We start from the raw sequence: 19,710 nt of genomic DNA on the forward strand, positions 1-19,710 counted from the left end.
CTGAAAAGAGACAGGCCTATTTTTTATCTAAACGACCAGCAGGCAGAGTCAAGAACAGTTTAAAAATTGGCATATATGCTGCTTATAAAGATTTAAGTGTTTGATTATCAGGTCAACACGCATTGATAAATTCAACTGCGCAGTGAAGCGCGAGGATAGCAAGCTTTGAAAATTTTTCTAAAAACCGCATTGGTAAGTGCTTTATTAGCCGTTTCCTCTGCAAATTATGCTTCAGATCAAACCGCTATTACAGCACTTGGTTCGGGGATTCATCTTCAACACTTTGATAAAAAAATCGCACCACAACAGGACTTCTATCAGCATGTAAATGGACACTGGTTAGAGCATGAGGAAATCCCGGCTGATATGCCAAACTGGGGTGCATTCACGATTTTGCGTGAAAACTCGACCCAGCAATTACATGACATTGTAGAAGAGCTGGCGAGAACCAAATCGGAATATGGCAGCAATGAGCAGAAAGTGGGGAGCTTGTATGCCAGCTTTATGGATACGGAAACTTTAAATGCAAAAGGCATCCAGCCGCTGAAAGCAGATATCGCTAAAATTGATGCCATGAAAAGCAAGAAAGATTTCACTTTGTTGCTTGCAGACTATGCAAAAAACCATGTCAGTACGCCTTTTGAATTTGGCGTGATTCCTGACTTGAAAAAATCTGATCAAATGGCAGTGTTTTTGGGTCAAAGTGGTTTAGGTTTACCGGATCGTGACTACTATTTAAAAGACGATGAAAAACTGAAAAGTGCCCGTGAAACCTATGTTAAACATATTGCTAAGCTGTTGACGCTCTCGGGTGAAACAGAAGCAGAAGCGGCTGCACATGCACAATCTATCCTGAACTTAGAAACTGAAATTGCCAAAATTCAGTGGGATAACGTGCAGAACCGTAATCTCGAAAAAATGTATAACGTCTATACATTAAAAGATGTCAAAAGTCTGGTGCCAGAGTTTGACTGGAAAACCTATTTTAAAGCGACGGGTTTAGATAAAAAAACCAAAACCGTGATTGTGGCGCAAAAAAGTTATTTTGAAGATTTAAACAAGATTTTAAGCAGCACCCCCCTCGATGTATGGCAAACCTATTTCAAATTCCATCTGATTGATGGTGCTGCACCTTACTTAAGCCAGGAATTTGCTGATGCCAACTTTGAAATGTACAGCAAAACCTTACGCGGCGTGACCGAGCAACGGGCACGCTGGAAACGTGGGGTTGATATGACCAATGCCGTACTCGGTGAAAGTCTGGCACAAGTCTATGTCGCAAAACATTTCCAGCCTGAACAAAAACAACGTATGGAAATACTGGTAGAAAACCTGTTGCTGGCATGTGAACAGAATCTGGAAAAACTGGACTGGATGGGGGCAGAAACCAAAGCACAGGCACACCGTAAGCTGAAAAGCTTTAGAGTGAAAATCGGCTATCCAAGTAAATGGCGTGACTATAGCAAGCTGGAAATTAAAGATGGCGACCTGATTGGTAATCTGCGTCGTACCAACAGTTTCAATTATGACATCGCACTGGATAAACTGGGTAAACCGGTCGATCGTGAAGAATGGCATATGCTGCCGCAAACAGTAAATGCTTACTACAACCCGATGGGCAATGAAATTGTTTTCCCTGCTGCAATTTTACAGCCGCCATTCTTCGATATGAATGCCGATGATGCCGTGAACTATGGCGCAATCGGGGCAGTGATCGGGCATGAAATCAGTCATGGCTTTGATGATCAGGGCAGCCGCTTTGATGCAGATGGCAACATGAAAAACTGGTGGACCGAAGAAGACGATAAAAAGTTCAAGGAAAAAACCAAAGCTCTGGTCGAGCAATATAATGCTTATGAAGCGATACCGGGCTATCACGTCAACGGTGAGCTGACCTTAGGCGAAAATATTGCCGATAACTCAGGTCTGGCGATTGCCTATGAAGCTTATAAATTGTCACTAAATGGCAAGCCTGCTCCGGTGATTGATGGATATACCGGAGATCAGCGTTTCTATATTGGTTGGACACAGGCATGGCGTGCCAAAGTTCGTCCGGAACTGGCATTGCAGCTGTTAAAAACAGACCCGCATTCACCAGCAGCCATTCGTGGCCGAGCCACTTTACTTAACCAGAAACCTTTCTATGAAGCTTTTAGCGTCAAGCAAGAAGATCCAATGTATCTGGAAGAAGATAAACGGGTAAAAATCTGGTAAGTCTGAAATTTAATTTATAGGTTCCCAAAATCCTGACTGATGTCGGGATTTTTTTTATCTCTCAGGTTACAGAGTTCTACAGGTTTTCCAACCTTTTACGTGCTACAAAGAAACAGCATTGTTCAAGCAGTTTGAACGGGTGAAAAAGGAAAGAAATATGGGGTTCAAAGCTTTATCGGGTCTTCGGGCAGTCTTTATGACTACAGTATTGCTGGGTGCAACTCAAGTTGCGACAGCCGGCCCAACAGTTGATCAGCTCAGTGACTGTTTAATGAAATCCACGACGGCCACCGATAAAGCCACAGTCTTGCAATGGACCTTTGTGGCATTGGGAAATCATCCTGATCTAAAAGCTTTTAGCAATGTAACTGCAACTCAAAAGGAAACGCTCGACAGAAATTTAGCGACGGTTTTACAGCGGATTCTGGTTGAGGAATGTCCAACCCAGACCAAAGCGGTCATTCAGGCTGAAGGGGTACAAGCAGTGGGTGAAAGTTTCCAGGAGCTTGGGCAGGTCACGGGTGAGGAAATTCTCAAAAATCCCGAAATCAAAAGTCAGCTGAATGGTGTACTCAAATATATCGACATGAGCAAACTGGTTACGACGTTTTTGACACCTGACGTGTGGAATAAACTAGGCATCACCCGTTAATGGATTGCAGATGCAGTAAACTTAAACCGCAAAATGTGGTTTAAGTTTTATAAAGCTTGCCTGGAAACAGTCGATCCCGAATTTCATTCCAGTTGGTCGACAGCCAGCAAATAAATGAACCTAAGGTGACCATCATCGTGCCGATCCAAAAGGTGTGGGATAGACTGGTATTCAGCACCCACATCGAAATGACAGACGAAAAGATCGGACTAAAATAAGATAACGCGACCAGCATTGCGATATTGCCCTGATTAATCCCGATATTCCAGGCTGCATAACCTAGGCCAGTCACGATCGAGACCAGCAACATATACAGCATAATATTCAAGTCAATATTAAGAAGTTGCGGCAGTTGTTCGTGATCTAACAGCAGCGTCTTGCTCCAGAGAACCACACTTACCATCGCGAAAAAGAACACGATCGGGTTATGTCCTTGGCTGTATTTTTTGGTAAATACACAATACAGCGACCATAAACTCGCTCCAATAAATGCCAAGATGTAACTGGTCGGATTGGCTTGAATGTTATGAATGACGGTTGCTAAATGAATATCGCCGTTGCCTGTCTGGATATAAAAAATACCTGCCAGACTAATACTAAGCCCCACCACCACCAAGCTATGAAATTTTAGTTCATGAAATAAAATCAGCATGGCGATGGTCATACTGGGCCACAAATAATTCACCAGACTAATTTCAATGGCTTGCTGTGCAGTTTGTGCGAGTGCTACGGCATAGGCAAAGCAGATTTCATATACCAGAAATAATGCAGCTGCACTGAGCAGATAGAACTTGGGTATGGTTTTGAGTTTGGGAACGCCAAAAACAGCCAGTAAGAGCAGGGTGCTTAAGCTATACATCATAAGTACAGCCAGATCAGGTCCAATACTAAAACTGATTTTTTTGAGTAATCCCACGATAGATGACCACTGTAAAATGGCACTTAAGCCAATCAGCGTAGCGAGATTTTTCGACATGATAAGGGCGGGATGGGAGAATGTGCAGATTGTATTCCTGTTGAGTGATTTTCAATATGGGATAAACACGATTTTATGATCAAATTCAAAAAAATCGTTAACAACCGCTTTATGATTTGAATATCCCGATCATGAGTTTAATGATCCAGAAAATGGGTGTGAAAATTAGCTCGATACCATCGGAAAGGTTGGCAAGTTTGCTTTCTCTGGCTGTGTGCCTCCGTGGTTTGATGGGTTTGCGTTGTCTTGACTGATATGCGCCAATGATGAATACAAGAATGATCAGGATAATGCTGAGTAAGATAATGTGATTTGGCATTTTTTTGTTTTTCTTCGGTTTGTTTTTGATTTTATAGCATGAATTTAACCTTTCTCTAAGCCTCTCTAGTGCTTCATTTTAGAAATACCTCTCCCTAACCCTCTCCTAAAAGGAGAGGGGATTATTCACTATTAAATTAATGCAGTCATGAAATTATTTGATACTCCCTCTCCCTATGGGATGAGATACCGTCTTGGTAGTCAATCAGGTTTTGAGATTATTCGACCACTAAATAATCTCTTTGATAGGCAGTCTGATGTTTTAAAACGCCATAACACAGATGTATAAGCTTGCGCATTGCAGCACCTAAAGCACACATTTTATTTTTACCCTGGCTTAATAATCGTTGATATAAAGCTTCAATGTGTGGATTATATTTAATCGCTGTTAATGCCGACATATACAATACTGAGCGTATTTTACTGTCACCTGCTTTTGATAAGTGACTTTGCTTGTTGACTGAACTGCCAGACAACTGATGTACTGGAACCAAACCTACATATGCAGCAGCTTGACTTGCTTTTTCAAACTTGTGCGAATGAAATAACCCCAACAGTAATAAGCCTGATCGTTCACCGATTGAAGGAATAGTTTGCAGTAATTTCAAATCCTGTTTCAATGTTGGATCTTGATCTATGTGATTATTTATTAACTTATCAATATGTTCAAGTTGCTGATTTAAATACTCAATATTCTCTTCAAGTAATTTAATCACAACAACGGAGGTATGAGTGGACTGCGCCTTTTCAAGTCGATTCTTTTCCTGCAATAGACTACCTAGATAGACATCTCGTCTGCCTAGTAAAGCTTTTAATAATCTGACATTTTCAGGTTCAGGCTGCCATATGATTAACTTTGCGGTGTAACCATAACGTGAAAGAGCTTCACTATCAGCTTTATCCGTTTTATTTAGCATGGACATGCCTTTGGCAAAGGCTCTTACTCGTGAAGGATTAGCCACACAAACCTTTACACCTGCATCATATAGATAATATCCCAAATTCTCGTGATAAACCGAAGTCGCTTCCATGATTGCTGTCACTTGATCAGGTTCAATTTTAAGAGTGATGAGCCATTTGAGCAGACTGCCAAAGCCACTTTCTGTATTAGTAAATATTTTATTTTTTCTTTTTCCAGTCAAACCTTGAGGGAAAATGCAACAATCTATTTTGGTTTTACTGACATCAATACCTAGCATAATCATGGTGATATTCCTTGAGTTTAAGCTATGATTTTTATCCCATTAACCATCATCTTACCTTGTGAATACAGCATCAAAGTGCTTAGTTACCGTTCAGAGTTGTATGAGGGATAAGGGCAAATTGTAGGTTTTATCTCAGGTTCAAATTTAAGATTTTAGCAGCACTCCAAACTCTACAATTTGCGTATAGTGGTAGCTAATCACTATATCAATCAAGATACAAGAAGCACTGCTTCGCAAGGGGGTGAGGGAGAATTACAAAAAATCAGGATAAAACTTCTCAAACTCCGGATTTACAGCTTCACCCCGCAGCAAATTACCTTTTGGCTGAATATAACTATAAATTTCCCGCGTAGGCTGCTCGTGCCAGCCGATATTAAAAGCGCAAAGTTTTGGGAAAAATTGTAGGTGGCTATAGTTCAGGTTGTTATGAATCCAATAAGCAAGTTGTTACCAGGTGGTTTGATCTTTTTCATACAGTTCTAGAAATGAAGGAATAACGATACACGCTGTTGCACCATAACCTTTTTCGTCTGGATAATCCCAAATATGGCTAGCAAAGTTTTTCTCGTTGCTGGCGCAGTTATGTCCTTTTTCATTACCAAGTTGGTTGACGCTTGGTGAGCGATACGCCGAGCGAATCGCAATACGTCCAAACTTTTCTTGTATAGGTTCGAGCAGTTGTTTGCACAGTTCTGTGCCTGTTCGAATGGCAATGTCAGGATAATCGGGAAAGTTGGGTACACCGTACCAATTAGCGATTTCGCTATACAGAAAGTCACGCATAAAGAAAGACTTTGAAAGTTGAATTCGTCCTAAGTCTTCGAGTTTAGCGATGGAGGATACTTTTTTGATGATCATGTTATTTTACGTTGAGAATTATCACTTGAATAAAGTTGGAAAGATTTTATAAATTAACATGTTATACCGTCATAATTAGAAAAGTGAGAGTTTTTCCTTGAAATTAGATGAAATACAGAAAAATATCGAAAAAATTTCAATAGAAAATTGGAATAAATCATTTGGTGGAACCGCTAGTTCAGAAATAGCAAATGAAATTGAAATTGATAATTCAATTGTCATGCGTGCTATGGAAGATTTAGTAGCTGCGAATTATGGGACTATCAATGCAAATGTCGAATTGTCTCAAATATCAATAGACTCAGAAACGAGAGAATTTGAATTTACTCCGATTAAGGTGCATATATATTTTCCTTCAAAGCAGATGCTAGAAGAATTTTTTTACTCTAGTGATTTAGTTAGAAAAAGTATTCCAGAGTATAAGAAAAGATTATATCTAGGAGCTCATCAGTTATCACAGGTACTTTTTGATGAATCTGTATTAGCTCGATATTTTGATTATCCTGAATATTATGAACTCGATGATTCTAGATCAGGTGGGCATATCTATATTTGTTCTGAAGAAACACCTGAAGAAAGATATATCCATGTTAGACATGGTAGAAAAGCATTAGCAAATGGAAAATCAGCCATTGTTGCCATATATAAAGATTTGGCTAACATGAGCGAATTTGAACAAAGATATTGGCATTCGCACGAGCTTAATATCCATGAATTAGATTTTCTCCCTAATGACGAAGCCTATGAAAAATTCTTTAATAGAAATTATGAAGGTGCGTGGGTGAACTATACTGATGAATTATCAGATTTAACTAACAACTTAGAGTCATTAAACTCACTGTTTGAGAATAATATTTTTAATAAAGTACAAAATATTTATTGCCGTCCTCCAGTCGAAAATACTCAAAAATCTTATTTTGATAGTTGTAGTGAACTCTTTAAATTAGTCGGACCAGATAATATTAATCAGAAAACTTTAAAAGATTTTCTTAGAAATAATAAAGATTGTTTAGATAAAGATTTTGTATATGAATCAGGACGAGATATTAGTAAGTTAGAGTTATTAGGATTGTTTGAAGAAAAAATAGGATCTTCAAAAAAATTAACCAAAGCAGTACGTCTTTTGCAAAAAGATAGAACAGAAGCCGATCATAAAATCATTGAGTCTAAAATTGCTAGAGAAAACTTATCAGAACAGTTTTTTAATCATGTAGAAGAGATTAATGCCAACATTAAAGAAATTATTGAAAAAATAAAAAACCCGCTCTAAAGCGTAATGCCAGTCAGTTAAGAAATTGACTGGCATTTTCTTGGGTATTTCAGTGGTTTACCTTTCACAACTCTTGGGCAACTTCTAACCCTCCTCTCAGGCAAAACATACCTCCTAGATTTCTCCAGTAAACTTTCTAGATGTTTGGGTAAATTCCCTGCGGAGTCTAAAGAGTCGAATCTTAATATATTAAGGATGTAAGCGTCCGCTGAACACACCTTATGAATTCATCCTATAAGCCTTAATTTAGTCCCCACTTAGAAACAAGTGGGGACTTAAATTTATGACTACAAATCATCAGACATCCATCGCATCTCTTGCGAAAAAACGAAGAACATACAGTGCTGAATTTAAACAGCAGATCGTTCAGGCTTGTAAAGCACCGGACGTTTCAATTGCTTCAGTCGCTTTGCAACATGGATTGAATACAAATCTTGTATCCAAATGGATTCGCTTAATTGATGCTAAGCCAGGGAGTGATCGCTCACCACTACCGAATAAACCTGCATTTATTGCCTTATCTTGCTCTGCACCATTAGATCCTACTCCTACTGACATGTTAAAAGTTCAAATTACTTTACCCCACTCAAAAGCAGAAATTGGCTTGAAATGGCAAGTATCAGAAATACCTGCCTTGGCAGAATTACTCAAGGTGCTGGCAACATGATCCGTATCGATGAAATCTGGCTTTCTACCCAACCTCTGGATATGCGAGCAGGGATGGATACTGTCATGGCTCAGGTGGTGAGAGCCTTTGGCTACATTAAACCGCATTGTGCTTACCTGTTCTGTAATAAACGTGGCCATCGCATGAAAGTGCTGGTACATGATGGACTGGGCATCTGGCTGTGTGCCCGGCGGCTGGAACAGGGAAAATTCCACTGGGCTCAAGTTCACCAAGGTGAAACCGTGGCCCTCAGCCCGGAACAGTTACAGGCATTAATCCAAGGTTTGCCCTGGCAGAGAATTGGACGACAGCAGGTGGTGACGATGCTTTAAACCAGGCTGTTCCATTCTGCTATTCTCCAAACGTTCTATTTCATTCTTCTCATGACCTCAGGCATACTGCGGTCATGAATACGCTGCCTGACTTAAGCCAACTGACCCATGAACAACTGCTGGAATTCACCAGGCAGTTGGCGATGCAGCATCAGTCTCTGGCACAATCAAACCAGCAATTAGATGCCAGAGTTCAACATCTTGAAGTCACCAATCAGCAATTAGATTCTAAAGTTCAACATCTTTCTATTCTCAATCAAAAATACGAGCATGAACTGGCGCTGTTTAAACAGCATAAATTCGGCAGTAAAAACGAACATCTCACCGCAAAACAAATCCATCTGTGGGACGAAGCGGTCGAAGAAGATATCGCAGCCGTTGATCTGGAATTAGAACGATTAAATGCAGATAAAACCGATGCAGCGACACAGAAAGCCAAAACCAATAAACCTAAACGTCGACTGCTGCCAGATCATCTACACACCATCCGTATTGAGCATGAACCTGCATCAACCCAATGCAGTTGTGGCTGCCAGTTACGTCGTATCGGCGAAGATATCAGTGAAAAACTGCATTTCAGACCGGCACAGTTCTACAAGGAACAGCATGTTCGTGGCAAATGGGTCTGTGATCAGTGTGACACCCTGACTCAGCAAGCGATGCCTGCCTATGTGATTGATAAAGGCATTGCTTCACCTGAACTGCTCAGCCATGTGCTGGTATCGAAGTATGCCGATCATTTGCCGCTGTACCGTCAGCGCCTGATCTATCAGCGGGCTGGCATTGATCTGTCCAGATCCACTTTATCTGACTGGATTGGTCGCTGCGGTGTGGAACTGGAGCCTCTGGCTAATGCCTTAAAAGAGGTGGTGCTGCAACAGCAGGTGCTGCATGCAGATGAAACACCAGTCACCATTATGCGGATGGGTGAGAATGAGAAAAAACCGAAGAAAGGTTATGTCTGGGCCTATGCCACCACACAGTACAATCCAGTTCAGGCGGTGATCTATGACTTTCAGGATAGTCGTTCAGGTCAGCATGCTGAAGCGTTCCTGAAAGACTGGCAGGGCCATCTGGTCTGTGATGATTACAGCGGTTATAAAGCACGCTTTAAATCAGGTCAGGTCATTGAGGTGGGCTGCATGGCGCATGCGCGTCGTAAATTCCATGAACTGCATGTGACCAAAAAAAGTCAGGTCGCTGAACAGGCATTAGTGCTGATTCAGAAACTGTATGCCATAGAAGCAGAACTCAGGAAAAAGACCGATGGTACAGCAGAACAGCGCCGCGAATACCGACAACAGCATAGTCAACCGGTGATGCAACAACTGTATGAATGGCTCAACCAACATCAACTGACTGTGCCATCGAGTTCTCCAACCGCCAAGGCGATCAATTACACTCTGAAGCGTTGGCCAGCTTTAAGCCGCTATCTGGATGATGGCAATCTACCGATTTGCAATAACTGGGTGGAAAACCAGATGCGCCCCTGGGCGTTGGGACGTAAGAACTGGTTATTTGCAGGTTCGCTGCGCAGCGGTCAGCGAGCAGCCAATATTATGACATTAATCCAGTCAGCAAAGCTGAATGGGCTGGATCCCTATGCCTATTTAAGTGATGTGCTGAAAAGGTTGCCGACACATAAAGTGACTCAGATTGAAGAATTGCTACCACACCGCTGGAAACCTAAATCGAATTAAAAAATAGGCATGGGGTTCAGCGGACGCTTACTTAAGGATGCCGATAGATGCAATATGAAAGCTGATTCTCAAAGGACTGACTTTTGCACGTTGAGCCATATATTTCATTTGTCTTCTTAGAATATTATAAGCAATGAAGACACCCCATAATTCTTGATAAATTAAATCAGGTTGCTTGCTCCTCAAATGCTTACTTTCCTGTAAATCACTTTTGATTTCTCGGTAACACATTTCTATTTCCCAGCGCTGAGCATAAAGCTTTGCTAAGGCTAGCAGTAGATATATCTTTGAATCTATTAATGAAGTGATATAGTGTCTAATTTTTCCTGCCTGCTCAACTTCAATCAAACGCGCTTCCCAATAATCCCCTAATGTTGAATTCAGCTTCTTGGCTCTTGCTGATATTGGCATCCTGATATGAAAGTCATGCTGGGAATTACGCTTAATGATCTCATAGCGTAAATTATCTTTTGCGCGCATAAGCCAATGGCTTGCCTCTGCACGTGTTTGCCATCCTATTAGAAAATCAGCAGAAAAATAGGCTCGATCAAACAGAGTAATACTATGCGATGGAGGACATAATCGATTTGCCAGTGTAAGTTCACCTTGATCCATGCTACCTATTTGGGCATCAATGATTTCATGGGTGTTGGTATTCACCAGACAGGTTGCTCTCACTTGCGGATAAGGTGCTACCGCAGTTTTACCCTTAGATGAGCCAAAGTGTGCAAAATTCTCATCTGTATAAGGCATAGACCAAACCACCCCGTCAACAGCACATACACTAAGGCCATGAAAGTTTGAGTATTGCTGTTGGGATTCTTCAAACCAGGCTTGGCTGAGTAGAGAAAACAAGGCATTCAAGGGCTCTCGCCCTAAGCGTTGTCGTGCTTGTACTGCTGCACTGGGAACGCAATATTCTGTGGTACCAAACACAAGTTTTAGTTGCTCTACCACATACCCGATCGGTTGATCTCGAAACAGGGCAAGCCCAATCACCAGCCATACCACATGTTCGGCAGGTAATTTTCTTCTCCTGATAGAAGCCTTACCTGTTTGACGCAGGCTCTCTTCAATCCAATTTAAATCAATGAATTCACTGAAATGGCTAAGTGAAGGTAGAGAATGTTGAAGAGTACAATCTAAATTTTCAGATAAAGTCATAAAAAAATGAGCGTATTGGCATACACTCATTTTTACTACATTTTTCTAATGTCTGCTTAACTGACTGGCATTAGCTCTAAAGCGGGTTTTTTATTCCAAAATTAATCAGTTTTAACCAATCAATTTCTTCATCAATTCATTCACTTGAGCAGGGTTGGCTTTACCACGTGACGCTTTCATCACCTGACCAACTAGACCGTTAAAGGCTTTCTCTTTACCAGATTTATACTCTTCAACCATCTTCTCATTGGCAGCGAGCACTTCTTTAATGATTGCTTCAATCGCACCTGTATCAGTTTCCTGTTTCAGACCTTTCTCAGCAATAATTTCATCCGCAGTTTTGCCTTCTTCCCACATAAAGCCAAACACCTGTTTCGCGATCTTACCGCTAATGGTGTTATCAACAATACGTGCGATCATGCCACCCAGCTTCTCAGCAGATACAGGAGAGTCAGCAAGGTCTAGGCCAGCTTTGTTTAAAGCACCTGAGAATTCACCCATCACCCAGTTCGCAGCAATCTTACCTTGTGCAGCACCGCCAGCAGCCTTAACGACTTCTTCGTAAAATTCTGACATTTCACGAGTCAGGGTCAGTACGTGAGCATCATACTCAGTCACACCGAAGTCAGCCACGAAACGCGCACGACGTGCAGCAGGCAGCTCAGGCATTTGCGCTTTAATCGCTTCGATTTGCGCATCTGGAATCACCACAGGCAACAAGTCTGGATCAGGGAAGTAGCGGTAATCGTTCGCTTCTTCCTTAGAACGCATTGAACGGGTTTCCATCTTCACAGGGTCGAACAGACGAGTTTCCTGATCAATGGTGCCGTCCCATTCCAAAATTTCCATTTGACGTTCAATTTCAACATTGATCGCCTGTTCAATGAAACGGAATGAGTTCAGGTTTTTCAATTCACAACGTGTACCGAACGGTTGACCCGGACGACGTAAAGACACGTTACAGTCGGCACGGAACGAGCCTTCTGCCATGTTACCGTCAGAAATACCTAACCAGCGAACCAGCGTATGAATTGCTTTGATGTAGGCAACAGCTTCTTCAACAGAACGCATATCTGGTTCAGATACGATTTCAAGAAGCGGCGTACCGGCACGGTTCAAGTCGATGCCTGACATGCCTTCAAACTGGTCATGGATTGATTTACCTGCATCTTCCTCAAGGTGCGCACGAGTCACGCCAATACGTTTTACTGTGCCATCTTCAAGCTGGATGTCGATATGACCCAAGCCCACAATCGGGTTGTCCATCTGGCTGATCTGGTAGCCTTTTGGAGAATCCGGGTAGAAGTAGTTTTTACGTGCAAATACAGAAGCCTGATCGATATACGCATCGATCCCCAGACCAAAGCGAATCGCAAGATCAACCACTTCTTTGTTTAATACTGGCAATACGCCCGGCATCGCAAGGTCTACAAGGCTCGCCTGAGTGTTTGGATCATTACCAAATTCAGTTGATGAACCAGAGAAGATTTTAGATTTAGTCGCAAGCTGAGTGTGAATCTCGATACCAATAACGACTTCCCAACCATCAATCAGGTTAGATTTTGGTTTAGCAGCGTTTTTAGCCATTATGCATTCTCCTCAGCAATTGCAGCGCGTTTAGTATGCCAATCGGTTGCTTGTTGATACTGATGTACCACAGACAACAATTGAGATTCTGACCAGTAGTTACCAATCAACTGTAAGCCAACTGGCAAGTTGTCTTTGTCAAAACCAACAGGCGCGTTAATCGCAGGAAGACCGGCAAGGTTGACCGCGATGGTGTAGATGTCACCTAAGTACATTTCAACCGGAGACAGGTTCGCACCGATGCGATATGCGGTAGTCGGTGCAGAAGGCGCAGCGATGACATCTACAGATTCAAATGCTTTTAAGAAATCTTGCTGGATTAAACGACGTACTTTTTGTGCTTTCACATAATAAGCATCGTAATAACCCGCAGACAGGGCATAAGTACCAATCAGGATACGACGCTGAACTTCAGCACCAAAACCTTCTGAACGAGAACGTTTGTAAAGGTCGAGTAGATCTTTTGGCTCTTCACAACGGTAGCCATAACGTACGCCGTCATAACGAGACAGGTTAGAGGATGCTTCAGCCGGTGCGATCAGATAGTAAGTTGGAACATAAGCTTCTGTCATGTTGAGATCAATCTCAACCAGAGTTGCACCCATTTCTTCCAGTTTTTTCAGTGATTCTTCAACACGTGCTTTCACGTCTGCATCTAAACCTTCAACATTGAAGTACTGTTTTGGAATACCAATGCGTAGACCTTTTACAGAAGTCCCGTTCAGGTTGGCAACGTAGTCATCAACATCTTTATCCATTGATGTTGAATCTTTAGCATCATGACCAGCCATCACATTCATCAGGTAAGCACAGTCTTCAGCTGAACGTGCCATTGGGCCGCCTTGGTCTAGAGATGATGCATACGCGATCATACCAAAACGTGATACACGGCCATAAGTCGGTTTTAGACCAGTCAGACCACAAAAAGATGCTGGTTGACGGATTGAACCACCGGTATCCGTACCGGTTGCAAAAGGTGCCAGATCAGCAGCCACAACCGCAGCAGAACCACCTGAAGAACCGCCTGGAACGTGATCTAGTGCCCAAGGGTTTTTGGTCGCGCCAAAATAAGAAGACTCGGAAGTTGAACCCATGGCAAATTCATCCATGTTCACTTTACCAAGTGTGACTAAGCCCGCAGCTTTACCTTTCGCTACAACGGTCGCGTCGTAAGGAGAGATAAAATTGTCCAGCATTTTAGAACCGGCAGTGGTTTTAATGCCTTGGGTACAGAAAATATCTTTATGTGCAATGGGCACACCAGTCAGGGCGGTGGCGTTGCCTGCTTTGATTGCAGCATCGGCAGCATCAGCTTGAGCCAATGCCTGTTCAGCAGTCACGGTCACATAAGCCTTGACCTGTGCATCAATTTTTTCGATGCGTTTTAAATAGTGTTGAGTCAATTCGCGGGATGAAAATTGAGCATTTGCCAAACCTTCAGTCAGTTCACGAATGGATAAGCGATGTAAATCTGTCATGAGAAATAATTCTTTACGTTTAATTTAATAAAAAGAATGAACTGGGTAGTAATTACTCAATCACGCGTGGGACGAGATACAAACCGTCCTGTACAGCAGGTGCAACTGCTTGGTATTCCTCACGATGATTGCTTTCCGACACGACATCTTCACGTAAAGGCTGTGGGTGGTCGAAAGGGCTTTTCAGTGGTTCAACACCGTCAGTATCGATGCCTTTCAGGGTTTCCATCATGCCTAAAATTTTATTTAAACTTTGAGCATATTCAGCAGATTGCGTATCATTAAGAGATAACCTTGCGAGGTTGGCAATAGCTGAAACTGTTTCTGCATTTAAATCTGCAGAAGACTGTGCATCCGATGTAGACATAATATTACCTAATCAGTATTAAAAAAATTCAAATTATCATGCGTTATGATAAGCGATTGACTTGTCCAAATCATCACATTTAGTTAAAGTGGCCACCTTGCGTCCATATAAAGTTTAACTGAGAACGTCCCCGTGATTCTAAAACGACTAATAGGCTTGTTTTCGCCAGATCTCGCTATTGATTTAGGTACTGCAAATACACTTATTTATGCGCCAGGACGAGGCATTATATTAAATGAACCGACGGTTGTAGCCATCCGTCACAGCGGTTCACATAAAATTGTTGCTGCCGTAGGTCTTGACGCGAAACAAATGCTTGGTCGTACCCCAGCAAATATTTCTGCAATCCGTCCGATGAAAGACGGCGTGATTGCGGATTTCGAAGTGACCGAAACCATGTTAAATCAGTTCATTGGTAAGGTACACGAAAAACGTTTATTCCCGCCAGCGCCACGCGTGGTGGTTTGCGTGCCATGTAAATCGACACTGGTTGAACGCCGTGCGATCCGTGAAGCAGTTTATAATGCGGGTGCGCGTGAAGTACGTCTGATTGAAGAGCCGATGGCAGCTGCAATTGGTGCAGGCATGCCGGTTGAGCAGGCGTGTGGTTCGATGGTTGTTGATGTGGGCGGCGGTACAACTGAGATTGCAGTAATTTCATTACAGGGCTGTGTATATGCAGACTCGCTGCGTATTGGCGGTGATGTATTTGATGAACAGATCATCAACTACGTACGTAAGGCACATGGTTGCGTGATCGGTGAAACCACAGCTGAAGTGATCAAAAAAGAAGTTGGCATGGCACTTCCAGATGAAGGTGCAAAACCGCTGGAAATTGAAGTTCGTGGCCGTAACTTGGCTGAAGGTGTGCCTCGCGCGATTGTGGTGAACTCGGATGAAGTCACTCAAGCGATTTCTGATCCACTACAAAACATCGTGTCTGCGGTGAAATCTGCATTGGAACAAACACCTCCTGAACTGTCTTCTGACATCGCTGAACGCGGGATCGTGTTGACCGGTGGTGGTGCATTGCTGCGTAACCTGGACAAGCTTCTTGCAAAAGAAACAGGTCTGCCTGTTGTGGTTGCTGAAGATCCACTGTCTTGCGTGACTCGTGGTGGTGGTAAGGTACTCGAATTCTTCGACAATCCAAATCATGACATGTTATTTGTAGGCTAAGACAAGGATTCGGCGGGTGCAAGCACATCTGTTTTCTCGACAACCGCCATCTTTTCGCTCTTTTATCATTGCACTGATAACATGTCTGGTGGTGCTGTTCTTTGACTGGCGCATGCCACATGTTGTTCAACCTGCAAGGGATGTCTTGTACGCGGCCTATAATCCCATTTATGCCGTGGCCAGCTATCCGGTACTGTCGCGAGAATGGCTGAATCAACAAACCAAATCTGAAGCACAACTGCGTCGTGAGAACACCGCGATGCGGGCTGAGCTATTGCAGGCGCAAGTTCGCTTACAAAAAATTGCAGAGCTTTCTGCGGAAAATACCCGTTTGCGTGGTCTTTTAGATACCCCTCTGATTCTTGATGGGCGTATGGAAATTGCTGAGGTGATTGGTACCGATGCTGATCCGCTGCGCCATATCATCGTGATCAACCGTGGTTCCAATAACAAGCTGAAAGTCGGTCAGACCGTACTGGATGATATGGGGATTATGGGACAGATTATTGATGTCTATCCGCATAGTAGCCGGGTCATGCTGCTCTCTGATAAAGAACACTCCTTGTCAGTGCGTCTGGAACATACTGGTATGCGTGCCATTGTCTCGGGGACCGGGGATCTGGGACGCCTGAAAATGGAATATGTACCGACCAGCGCCAATATCAAAGTCGGTGAAAAAGTTTACAGCTCGGGTCTGGGACAGCATTTTCCGGCAGGTTATCTGGTGGGGACGGTCTCTAACGTGAAACGGCATAATTCAGGGGAATTTGCCCAGATTGATGTTACTCCAGCGGCACAGTTGGCCGGTGGTCATCATGTCGTCGTGCTGTTCTCTGACTCATTAGCGATGGAGCAACCGCATGTCAATCGCTAAGATGCGACCTAAAACACATCGTGATCCTTTATTTGCCATTGTCATTTCGGTGATCGTGGCTTCTGTTCTCTCAGTCTATCCACTGTCTTACGAGACCTCGGGATGGCGTCCATTATTTATGTTAATGGTCATGCTGTTCTGGGTATTGTGTCAGCCGACCTGGTGTGGAATCTGGTTTGCATTTGCTACCGGGATCTTCATTGATTTACTGCTTGATGCGCCTTTAGGTCTCAATGCACTTAGCTTTATCATCATTGCTTTTGTGGCACGTTTCCTGACCCGTGAGCGCCGTATTCTGACCTTTGCTAATTTATGGGTCATTACGGCAATTGCGATTCTGGCACATTTGATGATTATCTTCTTTGCCCAGATTTCGACCGGCGTACAATTCTCATTTGCACGACATTGGATTCCCATGCTGACTAGTGTCATCATATGGCCAGTGCTTTATTACTTTTTGAGAAAATGGCGCATTTAATCCTCGCTTCCAGCTCACCCCGACGCCGTGAACTTTTGCAGCAACTCGGGCTGAACTTTGAGATCTGTAGCCCAGATGTAGACGAATCTGTACTGGAAAATGAGTCCATTGCAGCCTATGTCGAACGTCTGGCGCAAGTCAAAGCGGAAGCGGTGGCCAAGCTGTTTCCGGATGCCATTATTATTGCTGCGGATACCAGTTTAGGTGTGAATAATGAGATTTTGGGGAAACCTGAATCCAAACAGCATGCCTTTGAAATGTGGGAAAAAATTTCAGGGAGATGGCATGATGTGTATACTGGCGTGTGCGTCCGCACAAAAGAAGAAAAATACAGTATAGTAGTTCGTACACAGGTTGAATTTCAGCCAATAAATAGCCATGATATGGAAAGTTACTGGGCAACAGGTGAGCCGCTTGGGAAAGCAGGCGCCTATGCAATACAGGGAATTGCAGCGCGTTATATTCCAAGAATAGAAGGTAGTTATTCTAATGTAGTGGGATTGCCACTATATGAAACAGTACAGTTATTGCAGACGGTTAAGGCACTAAATTAACTGCTGAAAAAGAATTCTTATAATGTTTTGAGTGTTGTTATGTCTGACGAGTTGTTGATTAACGTCACACCGATGGAATGTCGGGTGGCGTTGATTGAAAACGGCACGGTGAATGAACTGTTTGTCGAGCGTACGGCCAAGCGCGGATTGGTCGGGAATATCTATAAAGGAAAAGTGGTCCGGGTCTTGCCGGGCATGCAGGCCGCTTTTGTTGATATTGGCCTGTCCAGAACGGCATTTTTGCATATCAATGACATGGTCTGGCCACGTAACCAGCCAACGCCGAATGTATTCGAACTGCTGCAGCCGGGTCTGATTCTTACCGTTCAGGTGATGAAAGACATGCTCGGTACCAAGGGCGCACGCCTATCTACTGATCTTTCTATTCCTTCACGTTATTTGGTCCTGATGCCATATGGCAATCATATTGGCGTATCGCAGCGGATTGAATCCGAAGATGAACGCAATCGTTTACGCTCGATCATTGAGCGTATTCAGGCAGAACACAAGTTGCCTGGCTCCGTGATTGTCCGTACTGCTGCGGATGGCATTGAAGAAGAGGCGATTGCACAGGATATGGCTTACTTAGCCAAACTGTGGGAATACATCCAGCGCAAACAAAAAGTTATTGCAGTGCCTTCATTGATCTTTGAAGAGCTGCCTTTGCCACAGCGTGTCATTCGTGACCTAGCCAATGAAGAAACCGAAAAGATCTATATCGATTCACGCGAAATTCACGGCAAGTTGAAAGAGTTTGTGGATGAGTTCGTGCCGAATATGAAAGACCGTTTACTGCATTATCCGGGCGAGCGACCAATTTTCGATTTGTACAATGTCGAAGAAGATCTGCAAAAGGCTTTACAAACCCGTGTCGCACTGAAGTCCGGTGGTTATCTGATGATTGACCAGACTGAAGCCATGACCACCATTGATGTTAATACCGGTTCTTATGTGGGCGGCCGCTCGCTGGAAGATACGGTGTTTAAAACCAATATGGAAGCCACACAGGTGATTGCACGTCAGCTGCGTCTGCGTAATCTGGGCGGTATTATCATCATCGACTTCATTGACATGCAGGAAGCCCAGCACCGTGAAGAGGTGATGAACCAGTTTGTGAAAATGCTGGAACGTGATCATGCCAAAACCAAGATCACCCAGGTGTCTGAACTGGGGTTGGTGGAGATGACGCGTAAGCGTACCCGTGAGTCTTTGGAACACTTGTTATGCGAGTCCTGTCCGACCTGTCAGGGACGTGGATATGTGAAAACAGCAGAATCAGTGTGTTACGAAATCTTTCGGGAAATCCTGCGCTATGCTCGCGCTTATGAATCACAAAGTGGCTTTACTGTTGTTGCTCATCCGGCAGTGATTGATCGGCTGTTGACTGCAGAAGCCCCGGCTGTGGCGGATCTGGAACACTTTATTAATCGTGTAATTAAATTCCAGGTCGAAAATTTATACACACAAGAGCAATACGATATCATTCTTAGCTGAAATTGTAACAGAATATCGTTAAACACTTGTTACATCTGAAATTTTACAACTCTACTGATATTTACAATACTAGAAACATCAAATTAGCCAAAGCCTTTCTCCCAGTTCTAGGCTTAGCAAAAGGAGTCTATGATGAGTATGAGTAAAGTTGTAATCAATAAAAGCTTGAAACACGTATTAGAACCAAAGGCTGTGCATGCAGGATATATTGTGGATGAACGCGGGAATGAAGTTCAGATTACAGCTTCTATGATTCGCTCTGTCTGCCATCAGTTATTGAAACAATGTCGTACTATTAAAAGTTAATTAAACCAAAATAGATTGCGGTTGTATGAATTTCATT

18 protein-coding genes and 2 pseudogenes are annotated in these 19,710 nt (G+C 43.0%); 12 read left to right on the plus strand and 8 right to left on the minus strand.

The window, feature by feature from the left end; translation table 11 throughout:
- The first annotated feature begins 165 nt into the window (after nt 1-165).
- Both O4M77_RS03840 and O4M77_RS03845 read left to right on the plus strand, forming a co-directional pair.
- Nucleotides 166-2,214, plus strand: a complete 2,049-nt coding sequence (locus O4M77_RS03840) for a M13 family metallopeptidase (RefSeq protein ID WP_323713874.1) — start codon at nt 166-168, stop codon at nt 2,212-2,214.
- A gap of 157 nt (nt 2,215-2,371) precedes the next feature.
- Nucleotides 2,372-2,866, plus strand: a complete 495-nt coding sequence (locus O4M77_RS03845) for a hypothetical protein (protein ID WP_323713875.1) — start codon at nt 2,372-2,374, stop codon at nt 2,864-2,866.
- Between the two features lie 40 nt (nt 2,867-2,906).
- On the opposite strand, the gene yddG is transcribed toward O4M77_RS03845, so the two are convergent.
- The 3 genes from yddG to O4M77_RS03860 form a co-directional block, all read right to left on the minus strand.
- Nucleotides 2,907-3,842 (minus strand): aromatic amino acid DMT transporter YddG, encoded by a 936-nt coding sequence (gene yddG / locus O4M77_RS03850; protein ID WP_323713876.1) that lies wholly within the window; start codon nt 3,840-3,842, stop codon nt 2,907-2,909.
- A gap of 536 nt (nt 3,843-4,378) precedes the next feature.
- Nucleotides 4,379-5,365 carry an IS110 family transposase gene (locus tag O4M77_RS03855; protein WP_096911503.1) on the minus strand — a complete coding sequence of 329 codons (987 nt, stop codon included), beginning with the start codon at nt 5,363-5,365 and terminating at the stop codon, nt 4,379-4,381.
- A 447-nt stretch (nt 5,366-5,812) separates the two neighbouring features.
- The gene (locus tag O4M77_RS03860; RefSeq protein WP_257226153.1) at nt 5,813-6,223 is read right to left on the minus strand and encodes a hypothetical protein; all 411 of its coding nucleotides are present in this window, start codon (nt 6,221-6,223) and stop codon (nt 5,813-5,815) included.
- A gap of 97 nt (nt 6,224-6,320) precedes the next feature.
- Between O4M77_RS03860 and O4M77_RS03865 the strand changes: the two genes are divergently transcribed.
- On the plus strand, nt 6,321-7,493 hold the full coding sequence (locus O4M77_RS03865) for a hypothetical protein (protein ID WP_163171869.1): 1,173 nt from the start codon (nt 6,321-6,323) through the stop codon (nt 7,491-7,493).
- 17 nt (nt 7,494-7,510) lie between these two features.
- On the opposite strand, the pseudogene O4M77_RS03870 reads toward O4M77_RS03865, so the two are convergent.
- Nucleotides 7,511-7,690: pseudogene (locus O4M77_RS03870) on the minus strand (DDE transposase); the annotation flags it as partial.
- A gap of 86 nt (nt 7,691-7,776) precedes the next feature.
- Here O4M77_RS03870 and tnpA point away from each other — a divergent pair.
- The 3 genes from tnpA to tnpC all read left to right on the plus strand — a co-directional run bounded on the left by tnpA (nt 7,777) and on the right by tnpC (nt 10,192).
- Nucleotides 7,777-8,160 carry an IS66-like element accessory protein TnpA gene (gene tnpA, locus O4M77_RS03875; RefSeq protein ID WP_004828545.1) on the plus strand — a complete coding sequence of 128 codons (384 nt, stop codon included), beginning with the start codon at nt 7,777-7,779 and terminating at the stop codon, nt 8,158-8,160.
- Nucleotides 8,157-8,492: an IS66 family insertion sequence element accessory protein TnpB gene (tnpB, locus tag O4M77_RS03880; protein ID WP_000618087.1), complete on the plus strand. Its 336-nt coding sequence runs from the start codon at nt 8,157-8,159 to the stop codon at nt 8,490-8,492. Before tnpA ends, tnpB begins: the two co-directional genes overlap by 4 nt.
- 74 nt (nt 8,493-8,566) lie before the next feature.
- Nucleotides 8,567-10,192 (plus strand): IS66 family transposase, encoded by a 1,626-nt coding sequence (gene tnpC / locus O4M77_RS03885; protein WP_154320205.1) that lies wholly within the window; start codon nt 8,567-8,569, stop codon nt 10,190-10,192.
- Between the two features lie 33 nt (nt 10,193-10,225).
- Here the strand turns inward: tnpC and O4M77_RS03890 are convergent.
- From O4M77_RS03890 to gatC, 4 genes and pseudogenes are all read right to left on the minus strand, one after another.
- Nucleotides 10,226-11,356: pseudogene (locus tag O4M77_RS03890) on the minus strand (IS4 family transposase); the annotation flags it as partial.
- Nucleotides 11,357-11,467: 111 nt separating this feature from the next.
- Nucleotides 11,468-12,943 (minus strand): Asp-tRNA(Asn)/Glu-tRNA(Gln) amidotransferase subunit GatB, encoded by a 1,476-nt coding sequence (gene gatB / locus O4M77_RS03895; RefSeq protein ID WP_200229983.1) that lies wholly within the window; start codon nt 12,941-12,943, stop codon nt 11,468-11,470.
- Nucleotides 12,943-14,421 (minus strand): Asp-tRNA(Asn)/Glu-tRNA(Gln) amidotransferase subunit GatA, encoded by a 1,479-nt coding sequence (gatA, locus tag O4M77_RS03900; RefSeq protein WP_004783101.1) that lies wholly within the window; start codon nt 14,419-14,421, stop codon nt 12,943-12,945. Before gatA ends, gatB begins: the two co-directional genes overlap by 1 nt.
- A 52-nt stretch (nt 14,422-14,473) precedes the next feature.
- Nucleotides 14,474-14,788 (minus strand): Asp-tRNA(Asn)/Glu-tRNA(Gln) amidotransferase subunit GatC, encoded by a 315-nt coding sequence (gatC, locus tag O4M77_RS03905; protein ID WP_005234479.1) that lies wholly within the window; start codon nt 14,786-14,788, stop codon nt 14,474-14,476.
- A 132-nt stretch (nt 14,789-14,920) separates the two neighbouring features.
- Here gatC and O4M77_RS03910 point away from each other — a divergent pair, with 132 nt between their 5' ends.
- The 6 genes from O4M77_RS03910 (at nt 14,921) to O4M77_RS03935 (ending at nt 19,673) form a co-directional block, all read left to right on the plus strand.
- Nucleotides 14,921-15,967, plus strand: coding sequence for a rod shape-determining protein (locus O4M77_RS03910; protein WP_005234480.1), 1,047 nt, complete (start codon nt 14,921-14,923; stop codon nt 15,965-15,967).
- A 16-nt stretch (nt 15,968-15,983) separates the two neighbouring features.
- Nucleotides 15,984-16,841: a rod shape-determining protein MreC gene (mreC, locus tag O4M77_RS03915; protein ID WP_004783097.1), complete on the plus strand. Its 858-nt coding sequence runs from the start codon at nt 15,984-15,986 to the stop codon at nt 16,839-16,841.
- Complete coding sequence (gene mreD / locus O4M77_RS03920; protein WP_166139624.1) at nt 16,828-17,319, plus strand: rod shape-determining protein MreD; 492 nt, start codon at nt 16,828-16,830, stop codon at nt 17,317-17,319. The genes mreC and mreD overlap by 14 nt, the downstream gene beginning before the upstream one ends.
- Nucleotides 17,307-17,873, plus strand: a complete 567-nt coding sequence (locus O4M77_RS03925; RefSeq protein WP_323713877.1) for a Maf family nucleotide pyrophosphatase — start codon at nt 17,307-17,309, stop codon at nt 17,871-17,873. Before mreD ends, O4M77_RS03925 begins: the two co-directional genes overlap by 13 nt.
- Before the next feature lie 39 nt (nt 17,874-17,912).
- Nucleotides 17,913-19,367: a ribonuclease G gene (rng, locus tag O4M77_RS03930; RefSeq protein ID WP_005234484.1), complete on the plus strand. Its 1,455-nt coding sequence runs from the start codon at nt 17,913-17,915 to the stop codon at nt 19,365-19,367.
- 132 nt (nt 19,368-19,499) lie between these two features.
- Entirely contained in the window at nt 19,500-19,673 is a 174-nt protein-coding gene (locus O4M77_RS03935) for a PA1571 family protein (protein WP_004783090.1), read from the plus strand.
- Nucleotides 19,674-19,710 lie beyond the last annotated feature (37 nt).

Source organism: Acinetobacter sp. YWS30-1, from assembly GCF_033558715.1.
GTDB lineage: Bacteria > Pseudomonadota > Gammaproteobacteria > Pseudomonadales > Moraxellaceae > Acinetobacter.